General features: G+C 73.9%; 22 protein-coding genes and 1 pseudogene. 6 read left to right on the forward strand and 17 right to left on the reverse strand.

The annotated features are described in order from the left end of the window. Positions 1-32: 32 nt before the first annotated feature. From EF903_RS34970 to EF903_RS03385, 3 genes and pseudogenes are all read left to right on the forward strand, one after another. Positions 33-132 (forward strand): annotated as a pseudogene (locus EF903_RS34970) (class I SAM-dependent methyltransferase); the annotation flags it as partial. 34 nt (positions 133-166) lie between these two features. Next, positions 167-1,231: an NlpC/P60 family protein gene (locus EF903_RS03380; protein WP_125541084.1), complete on the forward strand. Its 1,065-nt coding sequence runs from the start codon at positions 167-169 to the stop codon at positions 1,229-1,231. 425 nt (positions 1,232-1,656) lie between these two features. Next, positions 1,657-2,928 carry a PP2C family protein-serine/threonine phosphatase gene (locus tag EF903_RS03385; protein WP_125541085.1) on the forward strand — a complete coding sequence of 424 codons (1,272 nt, stop codon included), beginning with the start codon at positions 1,657-1,659 and terminating at the stop codon, positions 2,926-2,928. Positions 2,929-2,976: 48 nt separating this feature from the next. On the opposite strand, the gene EF903_RS03390 is transcribed toward EF903_RS03385, so the two are convergent. The 3 genes from EF903_RS03390 to EF903_RS03400 all read right to left on the reverse strand — a co-directional run bounded on the left by EF903_RS03390 (position 2,977) and on the right by EF903_RS03400 (position 4,430). Then, positions 2,977-3,315: a DUF2516 family protein gene (locus tag EF903_RS03390; protein WP_114059008.1), complete on the reverse strand. Its 339-nt coding sequence runs from the start codon at positions 3,313-3,315 to the stop codon at positions 2,977-2,979. Between the two features lie 123 nt (positions 3,316-3,438). Continuing rightward, positions 3,439-3,960 (reverse strand): hypothetical protein, encoded by a 522-nt coding sequence (locus EF903_RS03395; protein WP_125541086.1) that lies wholly within the window; start codon positions 3,958-3,960, stop codon positions 3,439-3,441. Positions 3,961-4,010: 50 nt separating this feature from the next. Beyond that, positions 4,011-4,430, reverse strand: coding sequence for a helix-turn-helix domain-containing protein (locus EF903_RS03400; RefSeq protein ID WP_125541087.1), 420 nt, complete (start codon positions 4,428-4,430; stop codon positions 4,011-4,013). Positions 4,431-4,599: 169 nt separating this feature from the next. Between EF903_RS03400 and EF903_RS03405 the strand changes: the two genes are divergently transcribed. Then, the gene (locus tag EF903_RS03405; RefSeq protein ID WP_260614760.1) at positions 4,600-5,205 is read left to right on the forward strand and encodes a hypothetical protein; all 606 of its coding nucleotides are present in this window, start codon (positions 4,600-4,602) and stop codon (positions 5,203-5,205) included. Positions 5,206-5,320: 115 nt separating this feature from the next. On the opposite strand, the gene EF903_RS03410 is transcribed toward EF903_RS03405, so the two are convergent. Beyond that, positions 5,321-5,671, reverse strand: a complete 351-nt coding sequence (locus tag EF903_RS03410) for a helix-turn-helix domain-containing protein (RefSeq protein WP_125541088.1) — start codon at positions 5,669-5,671, stop codon at positions 5,321-5,323. 43 nt (positions 5,672-5,714) lie between these two features. Between EF903_RS03410 and EF903_RS03415 the strand changes: the two genes are divergently transcribed. Then, positions 5,715-6,626 (forward strand): NAD(P)-dependent oxidoreductase, encoded by a 912-nt coding sequence (locus EF903_RS03415; protein WP_260614761.1) that lies wholly within the window; start codon positions 5,715-5,717, stop codon positions 6,624-6,626. A 90-nt stretch (positions 6,627-6,716) separates the two neighbouring features. Here the strand turns inward: EF903_RS03415 and EF903_RS03420 are convergent, their stop codons facing one another. From EF903_RS03420 to EF903_RS03430, 3 genes are all read right to left on the reverse strand, one after another. After that, entirely contained in the window at positions 6,717-7,478 is a 762-nt protein-coding gene (locus tag EF903_RS03420) for a putative protein N(5)-glutamine methyltransferase (protein WP_260614768.1), read from the reverse strand. A 164-nt stretch (positions 7,479-7,642) separates the two neighbouring features. Continuing rightward, on the reverse strand, positions 7,643-8,887 hold the full coding sequence (locus EF903_RS03425) for a GNAT family N-acetyltransferase (RefSeq protein WP_125541091.1): 1,245 nt from the start codon (positions 8,885-8,887) through the stop codon (positions 7,643-7,645). A 92-nt stretch (positions 8,888-8,979) separates the two neighbouring features. Continuing rightward, positions 8,980-9,618 (reverse strand): AmfC protein, encoded by a 639-nt coding sequence (locus EF903_RS03430; protein WP_125541092.1) that lies wholly within the window; start codon positions 9,616-9,618, stop codon positions 8,980-8,982. Positions 9,619-9,790: 172 nt separating this feature from the next. Between EF903_RS03430 and dtd the strand changes: the two genes are divergently transcribed. Next, positions 9,791-10,216, forward strand: a complete 426-nt coding sequence (gene dtd, locus EF903_RS03435; RefSeq protein WP_114058119.1) for a D-aminoacyl-tRNA deacylase — start codon at positions 9,791-9,793, stop codon at positions 10,214-10,216. Between the two features lie 16 nt (positions 10,217-10,232). On the opposite strand, the gene EF903_RS03440 is transcribed toward dtd, so the two are convergent. From EF903_RS03440 to EF903_RS36025, 10 genes are all read right to left on the reverse strand, one after another. After that, positions 10,233-11,198 carry a folate-binding protein YgfZ gene (locus tag EF903_RS03440; protein ID WP_125541093.1) on the reverse strand — a complete coding sequence of 322 codons (966 nt, stop codon included), beginning with the start codon at positions 11,196-11,198 and terminating at the stop codon, positions 10,233-10,235. A gap of 21 nt (positions 11,199-11,219) precedes the next feature. Further along, complete coding sequence (locus EF903_RS03445) at positions 11,220-11,684, reverse strand: Fur family transcriptional regulator (protein ID WP_185902505.1); 465 nt, start codon at positions 11,682-11,684, stop codon at positions 11,220-11,222. A 99-nt stretch (positions 11,685-11,783) separates the two neighbouring features. After that, positions 11,784-12,356, reverse strand: coding sequence for an FABP family protein (locus EF903_RS03450; RefSeq protein ID WP_125541094.1), 573 nt, complete (start codon positions 12,354-12,356; stop codon positions 11,784-11,786). A 297-nt stretch (positions 12,357-12,653) separates the two neighbouring features. After that, the gene (locus EF903_RS03460; RefSeq protein WP_125541095.1) at positions 12,654-13,502 is read right to left on the reverse strand and encodes a hypothetical protein; all 849 of its coding nucleotides are present in this window, start codon (positions 13,500-13,502) and stop codon (positions 12,654-12,656) included. Then, on the reverse strand, positions 13,499-14,332 hold the full coding sequence (locus tag EF903_RS03465) for a hypothetical protein (protein WP_260614763.1): 834 nt from the start codon (positions 14,330-14,332) through the stop codon (positions 13,499-13,501). The genes EF903_RS03460 and EF903_RS03465 overlap by 4 nt, the downstream gene beginning before the upstream one ends. Then, on the reverse strand, positions 14,329-15,114 hold the full coding sequence (locus EF903_RS03470; protein WP_260614764.1) for a hypothetical protein: 786 nt from the start codon (positions 15,112-15,114) through the stop codon (positions 14,329-14,331). The genes EF903_RS03465 and EF903_RS03470 overlap by 4 nt, the downstream gene beginning before the upstream one ends. A 111-nt stretch (positions 15,115-15,225) precedes the next feature. Continuing rightward, the gene (locus EF903_RS03475) at positions 15,226-15,492 is read right to left on the reverse strand and encodes a DUF3099 domain-containing protein (protein ID WP_125541097.1); all 267 of its coding nucleotides are present in this window, start codon (positions 15,490-15,492) and stop codon (positions 15,226-15,228) included. Positions 15,493-15,636: 144 nt separating this feature from the next. Then, a complete protein-coding gene (locus EF903_RS03480; protein WP_114058125.1) occupies positions 15,637-15,927 on the reverse strand; it encodes a DUF1416 domain-containing protein in 291 nt (96 codons plus the stop codon). A 54-nt stretch (positions 15,928-15,981) separates the two neighbouring features. Continuing rightward, on the reverse strand, positions 15,982-16,827 hold the full coding sequence (locus tag EF903_RS03485) for a sulfurtransferase (protein ID WP_125541098.1): 846 nt from the start codon (positions 16,825-16,827) through the stop codon (positions 15,982-15,984). Positions 16,828-17,031: 204 nt separating this feature from the next. Further along, positions 17,032-17,121, reverse strand: coding sequence for an Ms5788A family Cys-rich leader peptide (locus EF903_RS36025; RefSeq protein ID WP_350875872.1), 90 nt, complete (start codon positions 17,119-17,121; stop codon positions 17,032-17,034). Positions 17,122-17,165: the final 44 nt, after the last annotated feature.

Consider the following 17,165-nt stretch of genomic DNA (forward strand, 5'->3'; position numbering starts at 1 on the left):
GCGTCGCGCGGGGTGCGCAGGCGGCGCGCCCGGTGGGGACGGTGACGCGGGGGACGACGAACCCGAACCGGCTGCGCCGCATGGACCGCTGGATCGCCGAGGTGCACGGGCCGGCGCTGCGGCGCGCTGTGCGGCACCGGATCCGACCCGGGTGCCAGGGGGGACCATGGGAACCGAGGAGCCGAAGCGGCGGCGCAGGGGCGCCTCCGCCCTGACACTCCTGTGCGCGTCGGCGCTGCTGGCGGTGACGGCGCTGACCGCGCCGGCCCTCGCGGCGCCGGCCCCGGAGCCGGGCGCCAAGTCCCTGGAGCAGGTGCGCAAGGAGATCGAGGGCCTGTACCGGCAGGCGGGCGCGGCGACCGACGCGTACAACCAGGCCGAGACCGAGGCCAAGGCGCAGTCGGACCGGATCGTGGAGATCGCCAAGCAGGTCGCCGCGGGCCAGGACCGCATCAACGACCTGAAGAGGCGGGCCGGCGCCGCCGCGCGCGCCCAGTACCGCTCGGGCGGGCTGCCGGCCGGTGCCCGTCTCGCGCTGAGCGACAGCCCGGGCCGGTTCCTCGACGGGGCGAGCCGGATCCGGCAGGGCGAGAAGGCCACCACGGACCTGCTGTCCGCGATGAACCGCACCCAGGCCGACTTGCAGCGCGGTGCCCGCGAGGCGAACGCGGAGTGGCAGAAGCTGGAGGCGAACCGCGTCAGGAAGGAGGCCTCGAAGAAGGAGATCGAGGCCAAGATCAAGGCTGCGGAGGACCTGGAGAGCAAGCTGGAGGCCGAGGAGCGGGCCCGGCTGATACAGCTGGAGCAGGAAGCCCAGTACAAGGCGCAGACCGCCTGGCTGTCGACGGGCGTCCTGAAGGAGATCAACGGGACGGCCACCGAGGCGGGCCGGAAGGCCGTGCAGTTCGCCACCGCGCAGATCGGCAAGCCGTACCAGTGGGGCGCGGTGGGTCCGGCGTCCTTCGACTGCTCCGGGCTCACCTCCCAGGCGTGGCGGGCCGCAGGCAGGGGCATTCCGCGGACCTCGCAGGAGCAGCTGCGGCTGCTGCCGAAGGTCGCCCTGAAGGACATGCGGCCCGGCGATCTGATCATCTACTTCGACGACGCCAGCCACGTCGGCATGTACGTGGGCGACGGCGCGATGGTCCACGCCCCGCGTCCCGGCCGCAACATCACCCTCGCCGGGGCGGGCTCCATGCCGATCAAGGCGGTGGTCCGGCCCGAGCCGTAGCAGGCGCGCGTCGGCGCAGGGCGGACCCGCGGCCGGTGCGGCGGGCGGACGGCCGACACGGGAGTCCGTGGCCGTTCCGTTGAGGCCGCGGGGAGGTTCCGCGCAGGTGCGGCCTGGGCGCGACCAGGGTGCGGGCAGCGCGGGGAAGGCGCCGGCAGGGGTGGGGCAGCCCGGCCGGGAGGGCCGGCGCGCCTGCCGCGGAAGCCGGTGCGGAAGGCAACCGCCCGCGCCCCGGGGACGTCTCGCTGGACGGGACGAGCACGTCCCCCCGCCGTGACGTTGGTCATTCGGCGAGGCGGATTTTCCCCCGCGATAGCGGCATATGACGCTGTCCTCGTCCCGGAACGCCATTCCGCTCGGGCGCCGCGGACCGCTAGGGTCGGCCCACGAGCGCACCCTCGGGGGGAGGGAAGGAACCGGAGACGATGCCCGTACCCGTACCGCGGCAGAGGGAGATCCCCGCCACGGAGAACGGTCAGGCCGTACCGCCGCAGGCGTCCCTGACCCTGCTGGTGATCGAGGACGACCCCGCGGGCGGCCTCACCGTTCCGGAGATCCTCGACTCCGACGGCCAGCGCATCCGGCTCCGCACCGCCCGGAACCTCACCGAGGCGGCCCGCCTGCTCACACCCGACGTCCACTGCATCCTGCTGGACCTGGACCTGCCGAACCCGTCGGCCGCCGCCCGCGCGGCCCTGGCCGGCGCCCCGCCGGGGACGGCCGACCGGCTCGACGTGCTGCGGGAGGTGCTGCGGATCGCCCCGCGCCACCCGGTCCTCGTCCTGACGGACGAGGCGGACGCCGAGCGCGCCGCCGAGGCCGTCCGGGTCGGCGCGCAGGACTTCCTCTTCCGCGACGAGCTGGACGGCAGGCTGCTGAGCCGGGCGATCCGGTACGCGGTCGAGCGCAAGCGGGCCGACACAGCCCAGTACAAGCTTGCAGAATCGAAACTGCGGGCCCAGGAGAACGCCCGCCTGGAGCGCGGCCTGCTGCCCACCCCGCTGCTGGACGGCTCCGACCTCCGCTTCGCCGCCCGCTACCGTCCCGGCCGCAGCCGGGCCCTCCTCGGCGGCGACTTCTACGACACCGTCCGCACCCCGGACGGCACCGTCCACGCCATGATCGGCGACGTGTGCGGGCACGGCCCGGACGAAGCCGCCCTCGGCGTCGAGCTCCGCATCGCCTGGCGCGCACTGACGCTGGCCGGCCTGTGCGGCGACGACCTGCTGGCGACGCTGCAGGAGGTCCTCGACGTGGAGCGGCCCTGCGAGGAGATCTTCGCGACGCTGTGCACCGTCGACATATCCCCCGACGGCCGGCGCGCCGGGCTGTGCCTGGCCGGGCACCCGGCGCCGCTGGTCTCGCGGCCGGGCCGGCCCGCGCGGCTGCTCCCGTACGAGAACAGCGGGCCGGCGCTGGGCCTGCTGCCCAAGGCCCGCTGGCCGCGCCGCCAGGTGGAGCTCGGCGGCACCTGGAGCCTGATGCTCTACACCGACGGCCTCATCGAGGGGCGCATCGGCGAGGGCAGGGAGCGGCTCGGGCAGGACGGCATGGTCGAGATGATCAACCGGCACCTGGCCCGCGGGCTGAGCGGGGAGGGCCTGCTGGAGGCCGCCGTCACCGAGGCCCGCCGGCTCAACGGCGGCGAGCTGACCGACGACGTCGCCGTGGTGCTCCTGTCGCGCAACTCCCCCTGATCGGTACGCGTACGGGGGGGGCGCCCGCGCGGGGGCGGGCGCCGGCGGTCAGCGGCCGCCGTTGTAGGGCCCGTACGGGCCGTCGCTGCTGCTGCCGCCGCGGCGCGGGCCGCCGCCCGAGACCTGCTTGAGGGCGGGCCGGACGTCCACGAGGAACACGATCGTCGCGACGAGGCCCGCGATCTGCAGGAACAGCATCCCGAGGAAGAAGTCCACCAGCACGGTGACGCCGAGGATGACCATCCAGAAGGTCTTCGTCTGCTTGTCCGCGGCCCGGTAGGCGTCCTCCCTGGCCATGAGGGCGAACACGAAGGCCACGACGGCCAGCGCCAGCATGGCGAACCCGAGCAGCGGGAGCACGCCGTTATCGAACCCGTTCATCAACATCGACTCGACCGCCTTCACACGTGCCCTGCCATGGCTGGTGCCTCTGCCTCCACGCTACCGGCACGGCACCCCTCATCCACCCCAACGGGCCGGACACCCCTCGGGTGCCCGGCCCCGTCGCGTTCAGCCCTCGACGCTCTCCTCGGCCTTCTTCGCCGGGGTCTTGCGCGTCGTGGTCCGGCGCGCGGCGGCCTTGTCGTCGACGGCCGGCTCCGGCTCGACCGCGACCGCGATGTCGACGATCTCCTCCGAGACCTCGCCCCGCCACTCGCGGACGGCCTGCTCGCCGCGCTCGGCGACCCGGTCGTAGGTCTCCTTGGCCTTCACCGCGTACTCGGCGGCCACACCCACCCCGCGCATGGCGAGGTCCTGCGCGGTCTCCCCGATCTTCTTGGCGTCGATCGTGCCGAGCACCTCGGCGACCTTGGCGGTCACCACCTCCTGCGCCTCGCGGGCCTTCTGCTGCACGATCTTCGGGTCGGTGTTCTTCACCGCCTCGAAGCGGACGGGCGCCTCGGTGCGCAGCTGCTCGATGAGGCCGGGCACCTTCTTGGCCTGCTCCAGCGCGATGTCGGCGGTGCCGGCGGCGAAGTAGAGGGGGGTCGGGTCGGCGAGGGTCTTCTTCAGGTCATCGGCGATGGCCATGTGGCTGGTCCTCCCGGATCACAGTTCGGTTCGTTGGGTGCTTCGCGCCGTCAGGGAACCGGCGGGGCCGCGGGCTCCGCCGGCTCCGCGTCGCCCGGCGCCTGCGCGGCGGCCGGTCCGGCCTCCTGCGCGTTCTCCTTGCGGAACGACTCGTAGACCTGGAGCAGCACCTGCTTCTGCCGCTCGCTGATGGACGGGTCGGCGAGTATGGCGGCCCGCGTTTCGACCTCGTCCCGGTCCCGCTCGTCGAGGATCCCGGCCTGCACGTACAGCGTCTCCGCAGAGATGCGGAGCGCCTTGGCCAGCTGCTGGAGGATGTCCGCGCTCGGCTTGCGCAGACCGCGCTCGATCTGGCTCAGGTACGGATTCGACACGCCGGCCGCGTCGGCCAGCTGCCGCAGCGAGAGCTGCGCCTGCCGCCGCTGCTCGCGGAGGTACTCGCCGAGATTGCCGACGTTGAGCGATGCCATGCGGTGATCCTGCCGCACATTGCTAACTTTTGCAAGCAAGCGCTTGCAGTATCTCCCACCCGGCGGGGCGGCGTGCGGCCGGTTCTCTCGGCCGCGAATGATCTCGACCTGGCCGCGCGCCGCGCCGACACTTGCTCCGGCGGCTTCCCCGGCAGACAGGTGGGCAATCGTGGGCGCTCGTATCGCCGCTCGTATCGCCGCCGCCTCGGCCGTCCTCGGGGCCGGGGCCGTGCTCGGCCCGGTCGGGGCGCTCGCGGCGAAGGGGGGCACGGTGCCCTTCCGGGCCGCGGGGGTCGTGTTCGCCGGAGGGTGGCCCTGGGCGTGCTTCGGGTTCCTCGTCGGGTACGTCCGGCGGTCGAAGGCCGAGGCGGCCCTCCTCGCCCCGGCCGGGCTGGGTGTCGGAGTCGCCGTCTACTACCTGTGCAAGGCCCTCAGCCCCGCCGCGCCGATCGGAGTGGTCGTCTCCGGTGAGCCGCAGGCCCAGGTCAACTGGGCGGGGGTGCTCATGTGGGGTGCCGCCGCCGTCCTCTTCGGCGCCCCGCTCGGCGTACTGGGGAACCTGGCGCGGAACCCGGGCGTTGCGGGGCTCCCCTTCCGGCTGCTCGTGCCGCTGACCGCCTTCTGCGAGACCTCGATGCGGCTCGGCGCCGAAGCGGCCGCCGGGCCGGTCGCCACGGCGGTCTGGAGCACCGTACGAGTGCTCGCCGTGCTCGCCGCCGTCACCCTCGCCGGGCACACGGCGTGGCGGTGGCGGCGTCCGGCCGACACCCGCTGAGCAGCGGCGGCCCACCGCCGACACCCACTTTTTTGTGGGTACTGGGCAACCGCCCCGTCCCACGCCACCCTTGATCAAGGGGTCGGCGGCCGGCGGATCGGAAGGAGGCACCGGCCTACGGGGCCGACTGCTCCCCCACGAGCCGCTCCAGCCTGCGGTGCCCCCAGTCGGACACCGGGCCCAGCGCCTCGGAGAGCTCGCGGCCGAAGGGGGTCAGCGAGTACTCGGTCTTCGGCGGCAGCACGTCGTGCACCTCCCGGTGCACGAGCCCGTCCTCCTGCATCTCGCGCAGCGCCTGCGTCAGCACCTTCTCGCTGAGGCCCGGCAGCCGCCGGCGCAGTTCGCCGGGCCGGCACGGGCCCGACTCCAGCAGCCACAGCAGGGCCGTCTTCCACTTGCCGTCGATCACGGCGATGGCGGCGGTCACTCCGCACACCTCCGTGTCCCGGGCACGACTGCGCGTCATGCGCCCCCCATTCCATCCCTCGATCATGTACGGGAGCCGAACCTTGTCCACGTCCACGCAGCACACCGCCCCGCACCCCTTCGACCAGTCTGCCGTGACGGTGCTCGGCCTGGGCCCGATGGGCCGCGCCCTGGCCGGCGCGTTCCTCGACGCGGGCCTGCGCACCACGGTCTGGAACCGGACGCCGGGGCGCGACGCGGAGTTGACGGCCCGCGGGGCGGTCGGCGCCCGCTCGCCCGAGGAGGCCGCCGCCGCGAGCGGGCTGGTCGTGGTGTGCGTGGTGAACCAGGACGCCGCCGACGGGATCCTGCGCCGCGAGGCCGTCGCCGACGCGCTGCGGGGCCGGACGGTCGTGAACCTGACCGCCGACACCCCGCAGCGGGCCCGCGCCGCCGCCGACTGGGCCGCGGCGCACGGCATCGGCTACCTCGACGGCGCGATCATGACGCCGAACACGACGATCGGCACCCCCGACGCGGTGTTCCTCCACTCCGGCCCGCAGGAGCTGTACCGGGAGCACCGGCCCGTGCTGACCGCCCTCGGCGGCACCCACACCCACCTCGGCGAGGACATCGGCCGGGCGGCGGCGTACGACATCGCCCTCCTCGACGTCTTCTGGACGGCGATGGCCGGCTACGCGCACGCCCTGGCCGTGGCGCGGGCGGAAGGCATCACCGGCCGCGAGCTGGCCCCCTTCGCGCAGGGCATCGCCGCGATCCTCCCGCCGATCTTCGCGCAGACGGCCGAGGAAGCCGACTCCGGCGGCCACTCCGGCAAGGACAACCCCATCACCTCGGCGGCCTCCTCCATGGCGCACATCGTCGAGGCGTCCGAGGCCCACGGCATCGACGCCGGGGTGATGCGCGCGGCCGAGGGCTGGGCGCGCCGCGTCATCGGCCTGGGCCACGGCACGGACGGGTTCATCCGGATCGCGGAGCTCCTGGGCCGCCGCTGACGCCGGGCGGAAGCCCGTACGCGGCGGTCGTCCCGATCCGCAACGAGCGGGTCCCCGCGCCGCGCCGGGACCCGGCCCCGCCCGGCGCCGTCACACGGTGCGGGTGGCGATGACGACCGTCGCCCAGAACTCCTCCGACTCGACCGTCCGCACGGCGAGGCCCGCCGCCCGGAGGGCCGCGGCCGTGTGCGGCGCCTGCCGTCCGCTCGTCTCGATCAGCAGCCGCCCGCCCGGCGCCAGCCAGGGCGGGGCGCCCTCCGCGATGCGCCGGTGGACGTCCAGCCCGTCCGGGCCGCCGTCCAGCGACACCGGCGGCTCGTGGTCCCGCGCCTCGGACGGCAGCAGCGCGATCTCGTCCGTCGGCACGTACGGCGCGTTGGCGAGCAGGAGGTCCACGCGGCCGCGCAGCGCCCGCGGCAGCGCCCCGTACAGGTCGCCCTCGTACACCCGCCCGCCGTACGGGGCGGTGTTGGCGCGCGCGTAGGCGAGCGCGCCCGGGTCGATGTCCGCGGCGTGCAGCTCGGTCCCGGCGCCCAGCCGGGCCGCGACCGCCGCGCCGAGGGCGCCGACGCCGCAGCACAGGTCGAGGACCACCGGCCGCGGGCGGCCGTCCGCCGCGGCGAGCGCGACGGCCTGCTGCACCAGGAACTCGGTGCGCCTGCGCGGGACGAACGCCCCCGCGCCGACCCGCATGCGCAGCCCGCAGAACCCGGCCCAGCCGACGACGTGCTCCAGCGGCTCCCCGCCGGCGCGGCGGGCGACGAGTGCGGCCAGGGCCGCCTCCTCGCCCCCGGCCGCGGCCGTGAGCAGCTCCGCCTCCTCCTCCGCGAAGACGCACCCGGCGGCGCGCAGCGCCGCGACCGTCGCCTCCGCGGCCGCCGGCTCTGCTTCCCCCGCCTGCCCTGCTTCCCCGGCTTCCCCGGCTTCCCCGGCTTCCGCTGCTTCCCGCACGTCCCGCTCTCCCCGCATGTCGCCGCCCCCGTACCTTCCGTGCTCCCGCGCCCGGCGCCCCGCGCTCAGAACGTGTCCGGGCACCACGGCCGCCGGGCCGTCCGGAACACCGCGTCCGCGAGGGCCAGTGCCCCCGGCCGCTCCTCGGCCGCCCTTCCCAGCGCGCCGAGCCGTACCGCCGACTCGTCGCCGAGGTAGAGCGCGCCGAGCGCCGAGACGTCCAGGCTCAGGTCGGCGGCCTGACGGGTGCGCGCGCACTCCCCGGTGCCCGCGTCCAGCCGGTACCGGCCGGCGGCCGGCCCGCCCGGGTCGCGGACCTCCAGGACGAGTGTCCCCGGCACGGCGTACGTCCGCGCACCGAGGGCCCGTACGACGTCCAGGACGCGCACCCACAGGAAGTCGGCGGCGGTCACCGGCCGCGCCGCCCGCGGGTCGGGCAGCAGGTGCGGCAGCAGGTCGTCCGGGGCGCGGAAGCCGGTGCGGACCTTCTGCACCCAGTCGATGGAGCACACGTAGTGCCACAGCGCCCGCTCGGCGGCCGGGGTCGCCGCGAGGAGCTCCCGGACGCGGACCGTGTTCATGGGCACCTTGGCGTCGGCCCAGACGTCGTCCGCGGTGTAGCGGACGAGGCCGGCGACCTCGCCCTCCGCCGTGCGGTAGACGGCCTGGAAGCCGTCCTGGTAGGGGCGGTGCGACCACTGCTCCAGGCCCGTCGCGAGGGCCCACCACCGCTCGTCGCGGCTGACCATGCCGTGCTGCTGGCGGCGCAGCCGCTCGTGCAGGGCGGGGCCGACGCGGCGCACCTCGGCGGTGTCGACGAGGTCGATGCGGCCGCCGTCGCCGGTCCCGGACCGGCGCAGGTCGAGGCCGGCGCGCGGTACGTCGACCTCCCATTCGGTGACCGACGCCGCGGGCCCGTACCCGTAGCGGCCGTAGATCGGGTACTCGGCGGCGATCAGCGTCGAGACGGCGTCGCCGCGCTCGGCGGACGCGGCGGCGTCGGCGGCGACCATGCGGGTGAGCAGGCCCTGCCGGCGGTGCGTGGGCAGCACGGTGACGTTGGTGAGGGCGCTGGAGACGACCGCCGCCCCGCCGGGGACGGTCAGCTCCTGCCGGAAGGAGCGCAAGGTGCCGACGCAGGCGCCGGTGCCGCGGTCGAAGGCGCCGATGATGCGGGCCGGGTCGCTGTGCCGGGCCCGCTGCGCGGCGTCCGACTCGGTCACCGCGGAGGCCGTCAGGAAGCCGGTGTTGACCGCCTGCATCCACTGGGTCAGTTCCGAAGCGGCGATGGGCCGGACGTCAACGCTCATGGGGCGCCACGCTAGTGCGCCCTCCGCGCTCCCGTCGCCGCATTTTCCGCCGGGGCCCCCGCGACGGCGGCGGGAGCCTGCGAGCAGCCGGGTCAGGCCAGGAGGTCGTCCACCTGGGCCTCGCCCTCCCGGTAGCGCCGGGTGATCTCGGCGCTGCAGTCGTCCGCGGTGCGCTGCAACTGCTGTCTGCGGCGCGAGACCTGCTGCTCGTACCCCGTCAGCCTGCCCATCGCCTCGTGGAGTTCGCCGTCCGTGCGGGCCCCCAGGTCCGACAGCTCGACGTCGGACAGCATCTCCGCCGCCAGCACCCGGTACTCCTCCCCGCGCGGGGTGCCGAGCGTGACGTGCCGGGCGGAGGCACTGCGGCTGGACGGCGCGTCCGCGAGGATCTCCGAGAGCCGGTCCACCACCGGCGCCTCGGGCGGCACGGGGGCCTCAGGGTCGCTGCGCCGGGCCAGTTCGGCGCGCAGGATGTCGATCCGGCCCTGCAGGAGCCGGCGGACGTAGCTGAGGTCGGCCTCCTCGCGCTGGGCCTCGCGGCGCAGTGCGCGCAGTTCCGGCAGGCCGAGCGCGGTGGCGGGCGTGGTCGGCGCCTGCCCCGGCTCCCCTGCGCTGCGCTGCGCGGGCGGCCGTACCGCCCCGGCCGCCGGAGCGGCGGCGGCGGATGGTGTGGGTGGAGCGGGTGGTGCGGGTGATGCAGGTACAGGTACGGAGGTACCAGAAGTATTCATGTGAACGTGTCCGTCCCCTCGACCGGTGCATGGGCTCTTCCCCGTGCCCGCGTGACGCGTGGGACCGGGGGGAAGCACCGCCTGCGTGCATCGTGCCACTCTCCGTGGTGCGGGCGCAGTCCCGCGCCACCCGTTCGGCCGTGGAGGAGTGCCCGCCTGGTACACAGGTGGTATGCGAGCAGTGGTGCAGAGAGTGGACGGCGCGAGCGTCGTCGTGGCCGGTGAGACCGTGGGCGAGATCGTCGGCGAGGGGCTGTGCGTCCTGGTGGGCGTGACCCATGACGACACCCCCGAGAAGGCGGCGCAGCTGGCCAGAAAGCTGTGGTCCGTGCGGATCCTGGAGGGCGAGAAGTCCTGCAGCGACGTCTCCGCGCCGCTGCTGGTCGTCTCGCAGTTCACGCTGTACGGCGACGCCCGCAAGGGCCGCCGCCCCACCTGGAACGCCGCGGCGCCCGGCGGCGTCGCGGAGCCGCTCGTCGACGAGGTCGTCGCGCAGCTGCGCGCGCTGGGGGCGACGGTGGCGACGGGCCGGTTCGGTGCGGACATGCGGGTCTCGCTGACGAACCACGGCCCGTTCACCATCGTCATCGACGTCTGACGGCGGCGGCCCGCGCCTACGGGGCGACGACGACCTCCTGCGCGGCGGCCGTCGTCCCCGCCAGCAGCGGGGCGTCCACCGGCACGTTCCGCTTGACCAGGGCGAGCGCGATCGGGCCGAGCTCGTGGTGGCGGACCGCCGTCGTCACGAAGCCGAGCTGCCGGCCCTCCGCCCCGTCGGCGGCGAGCCTGACCGGCGCCCCGTGCGCCGGGAGGTGCACCTCCGAGCCGTCCAGGTGCAGGAAGACCAGGCGGCGCGGCGGCTTCCCCAGGTTGTGGACGCGGGCCACCGTCTCCTGCCCGCGGTAGCAGCCCTTCTGCAGGTGCACCGCGGTGCCGATCCAGCCCAGCTCGTGCGGGATGGTGCGGTGGTCGGTCTCCAGACCGAGCCGCGGCCGGTGCGCCTCGACGCGCAGCGCCTCGTACGCGAGCAGGCCGGCGGCCGGCCCGTGGCCGCCCGCGAAGGCCTCCAGCTCGCCGCGCGGCAGGAACACGTCCCGGCCGTGCGCGGTCTCGCGTACGACGAACTCCTTGTCGACCTCGGCGATGGACCCGGCGGGCAGGTGCACCACGGCGAAGTCGCCCGTCCGGTCGGCGACTTCGACGCGGTAGAAGAACTTCATCGACTCCAGGTAGGCGATCAGCGCCTGCGTGGTGCCCGGTTCGACGTGCGCCCACACCGTCTCGCCGTCGTCGACGAGGTACAGGGCGTGCTCGATGTGCCCGTTCGCGGAGAGGATCAGCGCCTCGGTGGCCTGGCCGGGCGGGAGTTCCGTGACGTGCTGCGTGATCAGCAGGTGCAGCCAGCTCAACCGGTCCGGTCCGGTGACGGTGACGACCCCGCGGTGCGAGAGGTCGACGAAGCCTCGGCCGTCGGCGAGTGCGCGCTGCTCGCCGTACAGCTCTCCGTAGTGGGCGGCGACACCCTCGTCGCGGCCTTCGGCCTGTACGGCGCCGGGGAGGTTCAGCAGGGGGCTGGTCATGGGACCAAGCGTACGACCCCGTCAGGCGGGCCCGGCAGGGCGCTCGGCGGCGCACGAGCGGCACAGGCCGAAGATCGCGAAGTGCTTCATGTCGGTGTCGAAGCCGAAGGCGCCGCGGAGCTTCTCGGTGAACTCTGCGGCGATGGCGACGTCCGCCTCGATCACCCCGGCGCACTCGCGGCACACCAGGTGGATGTGGTGGTGCCGGTCCGCGAGGTGGTAGGTCGGCGCCCCGTGCCCGAGGTGGGCGTGGGAGACGAGCTTCAGTTCCTCCAGCAGCTCCAGCGTCCGGTAGACGGTGGAGATGTTGACCCCGGAGGCGGTCTTGCGGACGTGCGCGAGGATGTCGTCCGGCGTCGCGTGGCCGAGGGCGTCCACGGCTTCCAGCACGAGCTGGCGCTGCGGCGTCAGCCGGTATCCGCGCTGCCGCAGGTCGCTCTTCCAGTCGGTGCCGGGGGCACGGTCGGGGCTTTCGGGGCTCACCACGCGCCCAGTGTAAGCGCGCGGCGGGGACCGCGGGCGGGCTGCCCGCGGTCCCCGCCGGGACGCGCTGCGGAGCCGGCCGGCGCACCGGCCGGCCGCGGATCAGCGGAAGAAGGCGATGCCGTCGTCCGGCATGTCCGGGAGGTTGCGCGCCATCTCGGCGACCTCCTCCGGGGTGACGACCTTCTTGAGCTGGGCCGACATGTAGGGGCGCAGTTCGACGTCCGGGGTGGCCTTCTCGCCGACCCACATCAGGTCGCCCTTGACGTAGCCGTAGAGGCGCTTGCCGCCGCTGTACGGGCCGGAGGCGGCGGTGCGGGCCACCGCGTCCGTGGCCAGGTCGATCTGCGGCTTCTGGTCCGCGAGCTCGCCGTACCAGACCTCGACGACGCCCTGGTCGCGGACCATGACGATCTCGATCTTGCGGTCCCCGTCGATGCGCCAGTAGCCGGACTCGGACTCCAGCGGCCGCACCTTGCGGCCCTCGGCGTCGAGGACCCAGGTGGACGAGGTGTACGCCAGGAAGTCCCGGCCGTCGTGGCTGAAGACGACCTCCTGGCCGAAGTTGCACTTCTCCTCACCCGGGAAGTCGAAGACGCCAGCGCCCTCCCAGGTGCCGAGGAGGAAGGCGAGGGGGACGAGGCCCGGGTTCAGGTCGGACGGGATCTGGATCATGAATGGCTGCTCAGGCGATCTGTGGGAGGGGATTCCGGGTCCGGGAAGGCCGATCCGTGGATCAGCGCTGGCCCTGGTACAGCTTCTTCACGGCGAGGCCGGTGAAGGCCAGGACGCCGACGCAGACCAGGACGAGCAGGGAGGTGAAGAATGCCTCAAGCACGGGGGACTCCTCGGAGGTGTCGGTGTGGCGGGTACGGGGCCGGTCCCCAAGCCTACTGTCCGCCCGCCCGCCCCACTCCCCGAGGTGCCCCGCCCGCGCCGCCGGGGCGCCGCGGCGGCGCGGGCGGGGCGCGGTCAGCCGAGGAGCTGGCTCTGCAGGACCACGGTCTGGTGGAACGGGACGGTCGCGACCCCGCCCTTGCGCGACTGGAACACGGCGGCCTGCACGTCACCCGACTGGATGCACCCGACCCGGACCTCCTCGTCCCCGACGGGCGGGGCCTCCGCGAACACGTCCACTGTGCCGTGCAGGGCCGGGTTGGGCTGGGCGAATTTCGCCTTCCTCCAGGCGGAGTCGTCCTCGATCCGGTTCACCCCGTTCACGTTCATGGTGCTGCCGCACCGGTCGCGGTCGTCGGCGAAGTCGGGGGCGGAGAAGCGCAGCAGGTAGATGCGGGTGCGTGTGCCGTCGGGCATGGTCCAGGCCCGCCCGGCGATCTGGCGCAGGCCCTCGTCGGTGAACTCCTGCTTCATCCTCTGCCGGACGGTCGGCTCGAACTCCTCCAGGAAGGCGTCCTCGGAGACCTTCTGGTCCTCCTCCACCTTCAGGGCCGGATCGGGAGCGGACCCGCGCGGGGCGGGCAGCAGCAGTTGGAACAGGGCCGCGTAGTGGATGCCGCCGTCGTTGTCGGAGGAGAAGGGCTGCGGGGCCCCGGGCGCCAGGGTGGGCTTGGCGAGCACCGGGTAGTCCCAGCGGCCGTCCCCGCGCGTCTCCAGCCCCGGCAGGTCGGTGCGGTCGGCCTGCGTGATCCCGTACGCGGTCCCGGTCCCGAAGGCGGCGAACGCGGCGGCCGCGGCCAGCCGGCGCAGTGCCGCGGCGCCCCGTCGGCGCGCGGGGGCGGCCGGAACAGGGGCGGTGTCGGGGGCGGTGTCGGTCCCGGTCGCGGGGACGGTGCCGGTCTCGGTGGTGCGGTGGTCGGTCACACGGACTCCCCGGGGGACTTCAGGTGGCTCAGCTGGTTCTTGAAGAAGGAGGCGGCGTCGGCGGGCGAGAACGGCTTGGGCCCGAAGGCGCGGAAGGTGACCAGGACATCGCCCTGGACGGCCGTGCAGTCCATCGAGTCGATCTTCTCCTGCTTCTCCTCTCCTATGGCGATGAGCACGCACTTGGCCTCGGGGTGGCCGTCCACGGCGGGGGCGCCGCGGCCGTCGCCCGCCAGCTCGTTGAGCTTCTTCGCCGCCTCGGACAGCCTGCCGACCGCCTTGGCGTCGGCCTGCATGATGCGGACCTGGTAGACGGCGCCGCCGCCGTCCCTCGTGTAGCTGCGGCCGGCGAGGCCCTTGACCTTCATCCCCTCCAGCACCTCGTCGCGCCGTTTCCGCTCGGAGCCGGAGAGCCCGCCGCCGGCGTCGCCGTACGTCTGGACGGCCTTCTCGCCGAAGTAGGAGTAGTCGTTGCCGTCACGCCCGAGGTCCGGGCCGAGGGAGTAGCCGGACGGGACCGGCAGCAGCCTGCCGGAGAGCTCCCCGGCGGGGACGGGAGCCGGGTCCTCCGGGAGTGCCGGCTTCGGGCCGTCGGGGACCCAGTAGCGGGTCTCGACGCTCCGGTCGGCCCCCTCCAGCGCGGCCGCCCCGGCGAGCCCGCCGCCCGCGAGGACGGCGAGGGCGACCGCGCCGCTGGCGAGGGCGGCGGCCTTGCGCCCGCGGCGGGACGGGGATGCGGGCGCGGACTCCTGCGCCGGCGCGGCGGAGGCCGTGTCGGCGGCGGTCTCCGCGGCAGCGGCGGCGGAGGCCGTCTTCAGCGGCTCGGTCACAGGCGCTCCAGCTGTCGCTTGGCCAGGTCGACGACGTCGCCCTCGGCGATCCGGCCGCGGTTGTCGATGTAGTCGATCTCCATGACGATGTCGCCGCGGCGGGCGACGGCCCGGGCCCCGCGCACCGGGTGGTAGCCCGGCTTCGTCTCGGCGCTGGAGTCCACCCACACGTGTGCGAGATCGGCGGGCGCGCCGGGGATGGGCACGCCCGGGTTGCCGGCGTACTCCTTGGTCGGCATGGACAGCGCCTGGCTCTGCTGGTAGACGTCCGCTCCCTCGCGGTCGCGGAACTGGATCAGGCGGATCTCGACGAAGACGCGGTCGTCCTGCGACCACACGGTGGTGGCGATGCGCCGCACCCCGTCCTCGGCGAAACCGGCCAGGGCCTTGCCCGGCTCCTCGAAGCCGACCGAGAACACGTCGAGGCTCTCGTAGCCCTTGCCCGGCGCCTTCGCCCCGGCGGGCGCCTCGACGAGCAGCGCGGTGAGGTCGCCGTCCGTCTTGTGGCGGCGGTTGGCGTTGATGCTGTCGCGCGTCGTGGCGGCGTCGGGCGCGAGCGCCTTCGGGGTGACCAGCTTCTGCTGCGCGAGCGGCGGCAGCGGCGTCGGCGGGCGGTGGTACTGCACGGCGTAGCCGGCGGCGGTGCCGCCGAGGATGCCGAGCGCGGCTCCGCAGGCGATCAGCAAGGCGGTGCGGCGGCCGCGGCGTGCGGGGCGTGCGGGCGGCGCCTCCGCCGGATTCCCCTCGTCCCCCGGCTCGGGAGAGGTCTGTGCGTGTTCCAAGGACGTGTTCCCCACGGGTCTGTCGGCGGGCGGTCACCCGCGCACAGCCTTGACATGTACCCGAAGGGAACGGTTGTGCGGAAACGTATTACGTTGCGGTCACGCGGAAGGTCATTCGTCGCGGGGGCGGCGCTTGCCGTCGAGCTCGTCCCACCACTCGTCCGACTTCGGGTCGCCCGAAGGGTCGTCCCACCAGCGGTCCTCGGGGCCGCGCCGGTTCGCGACCATCGCCGCGACCGGCGGGATCACCATCGCCACCACGCACAGCGCGACAGCGGCCTCGACCGACAGCAGCCGTACGAAGGTCCATGCCGAGACGAAGAGGAAGAGGCACACGCCCATCAGGACGAAGTAGATGCGGCGCCGGCGCGCGTACATGCCTCCAGCCTAGGGCCGCCGCTGCCCGCCGGGCCGAATCCCGGCCCGGGCCCGGGCGGCGCGGAGGGCCGCACCCCGCTCCAGTGGCGTCCAACCCCCTGGGGTGCGGCCCTCCGGCCGGTTCATGGGCTCCCGATCGCGGGATCAGACCGCGATGGCCACGTCCGTCACGCCGCCGGCCTCGGAGACGACGACGGCGCGGTCCGCCTGGCCGCCGGGCACGAGGGCCCGCAGCGTCCACGAGCCGGTCGCCGCGTAGAAGCGGAACTGGCCGGTCGCGGAGGTCGGGACCTCCGCGGTGAACTCGCCGGTCGAATCGAGGAGGCGGACGTAGCCGCTGACGGGCTCGCCGTCCTTGGTCACCTGGCCCTGGATGGCCGTCTCACCGGGCTTGAGGGTGGCGAGGTCGGGCCCGCCGATCTGTGCTCCGCACATGTTTCTCTGTCCTGTCCTGAGAGAAGTCGTTCTACCGGGCGTCGCGTGCCCTGATTACCTGCCTGCGCCCAGCTCGATCGGCACGCCGACGAGGGAGCCGTACTCGGTCCACGAGCCGTCGTAGTTCTTGACGTTCTCCTGGCCCAGGAGCTCGTGCAGCACGAACCAGGTGAGCGCGGAGCGCTCGCCGATGCGGCAGTAGGCGATGGTGTCCTTCGCCAGGTCGACCTGCTCGGTCTCGTAGAGGGCCTTGAGCTCCTCGTCGGACTTGAAGGTGCCGTCGTCGTTGGCGTTCTTCGACCACGGGATGTTGCGGGCGCTCGGCACGTGGCCGGGGCGCTGCGACTGCTCCTGCGGCAGGTGGGCCGGGGCGAGCAGCTTGCCGGAGAACTCGTCGGGCGAGCGGACGTCGACCAGGTTCAGGGTGTTGATGGCGGCCACGACGTCGTCGCGGAAGGCGCGGATCGAGGTGTCCTGCGGCTTGGCCTTGTACGCGGTGGCCGGGCGGTTCGGGACGTCGGAGCCGTCGACCAGGTCGCGGGAGTCGAGCTCCCACTTCTTGCGGCCGCCGTCGAGGAGGCGGACGTCCTGGTGGCCGTACAGCTTGAAGTACCAGTAGGCGTACGACGCGAACCAGTTGTTGTTGCCGCCGTAGAGGACGACGGTGTCGTCGTTGGAGATGCCCTTGGCGGAGAGCAGCTTCTCGAAGCCCTCCTGGTCGACGAAGTCGCGGCGGACCGGGTCCTGGAGGTCCTTCTTCCAGTCGATCCGGACGGCGCCGGCGATGTGGTTCTTGTCGTAGGCGGACGTGTCCTCGTCCACCTCCACGACGACGACGTTGGCGTCGTTCAGGTGGGCCTCGACCCAGTCGGCGTCGACGAGGACGTCGCTGCGGCTCATGGTTTCTCCTCCGGGGCAGTGTGCGGCGGGGCGGTGCGGGTGCTGCGGGCTGGCAGAAGTGCTGCGCTGTCGCGTGGGCGGTGGGGCAGGCGCTCGGGCGGCCGCTGGGCGCGGGGAGGCGTCAGCGGGCAGGCCGGGGCGGCTGCACTGCGGTCACGCGGGAAGTACGGTCGTCCGACGGGCGGAGCGGATGGCGCTCTCGGGTCACATGGATCGACAGAGCATGGCGGCGACGCGACACAGGTCTACTGCCCGCCGCTTCGTGAGGTCCGCCTGCTGATGCTTCATAGCCATGGATCGTAGGGAGGAACGGGCCGCCCTGTCACCGGTGTGTCATA

Source organism: Streptomyces sp. WAC05292 (assembly GCF_003949955.1).
GTDB lineage: Bacteria > Actinomycetota > Actinomycetes > Streptomycetales > Streptomycetaceae > Streptomyces > Streptomyces globosus.

What these genes read in the sequence shown, in the direction of transcription:
- EF903_RS03380 (WP_125541084.1), top strand. Translation starts at nt 167, where the DNA reads ATGGGAACCGAGGAGCCGAAGCGGCGGCGCAGGGGCGCCTCCGCCCTG.
- EF903_RS03410 (WP_125541088.1), bottom strand. Translation starts at nt 5,671, where the DNA reads ATGACGCGCAGTCGTGCCCGGGACACGGAGGTGTGCGGAGTGACCGCC.
- EF903_RS03480 (WP_114058125.1), bottom strand. Translation starts at nt 15,927, where the DNA reads ATGTGCGGAGCACAGATCGGCGGGCCCGACCTCGCCACCCTCAAGCCC.
- EF903_RS03475 (WP_125541097.1), bottom strand. Translation starts at nt 15,492, where the DNA reads ATGTACGCGCGCCGGCGCCGCATCTACTTCGTCCTGATGGGCGTGTGC.
- EF903_RS03430 (WP_125541092.1), bottom strand. Translation starts at nt 9,618, where the DNA reads ATGAATACTTCTGGTACCTCCGTACCTGTACCTGCATCACCCGCACCA.
- EF903_RS03450 (WP_125541094.1), bottom strand. Translation starts at nt 12,356, where the DNA reads ATGATCCAGATCCCGTCCGACCTGAACCCGGGCCTCGTCCCCCTCGCC.
- EF903_RS03400 (WP_125541087.1), bottom strand. Translation starts at nt 4,430, where the DNA reads ATGGCATCGCTCAACGTCGGCAATCTCGGCGAGTACCTCCGCGAGCAG.
- EF903_RS03485 (WP_125541098.1), bottom strand. Translation starts at nt 16,827, where the DNA reads ATGAGCCGCAGCGACGTCCTCGTCGACGCCGACTGGGTCGAGGCCCAC.
- EF903_RS03390 (WP_114059008.1), bottom strand. Translation starts at nt 3,315, where the DNA reads ATGTTGATGAACGGGTTCGATAACGGCGTGCTCCCGCTGCTCGGGTTC.
- EF903_RS36025 (WP_350875872.1), bottom strand. Translation starts at nt 17,121, where the DNA reads ATGGCTATGAAGCATCAGCAGGCGGACCTCACGAAGCGGCGGGCAGTA.
- dtd (WP_114058119.1), top strand. Translation starts at nt 9,791, where the DNA reads ATGCGAGCAGTGGTGCAGAGAGTGGACGGCGCGAGCGTCGTCGTGGCC.
- EF903_RS03385 (WP_125541085.1), top strand. Translation starts at nt 1,657, where the DNA reads ATGCCCGTACCCGTACCGCGGCAGAGGGAGATCCCCGCCACGGAGAAC.
- EF903_RS03395 (WP_125541086.1), bottom strand. Translation starts at nt 3,960, where the DNA reads ATGGCCATCGCCGATGACCTGAAGAAGACCCTCGCCGACCCGACCCCC.
- EF903_RS03440 (WP_125541093.1), bottom strand. Translation starts at nt 11,198, where the DNA reads ATGACCAGCCCCCTGCTGAACCTCCCCGGCGCCGTACAGGCCGAAGGC.
- EF903_RS03425 (WP_125541091.1), bottom strand. Translation starts at nt 8,887, where the DNA reads ATGAGCGTTGACGTCCGGCCCATCGCCGCTTCGGAACTGACCCAGTGG.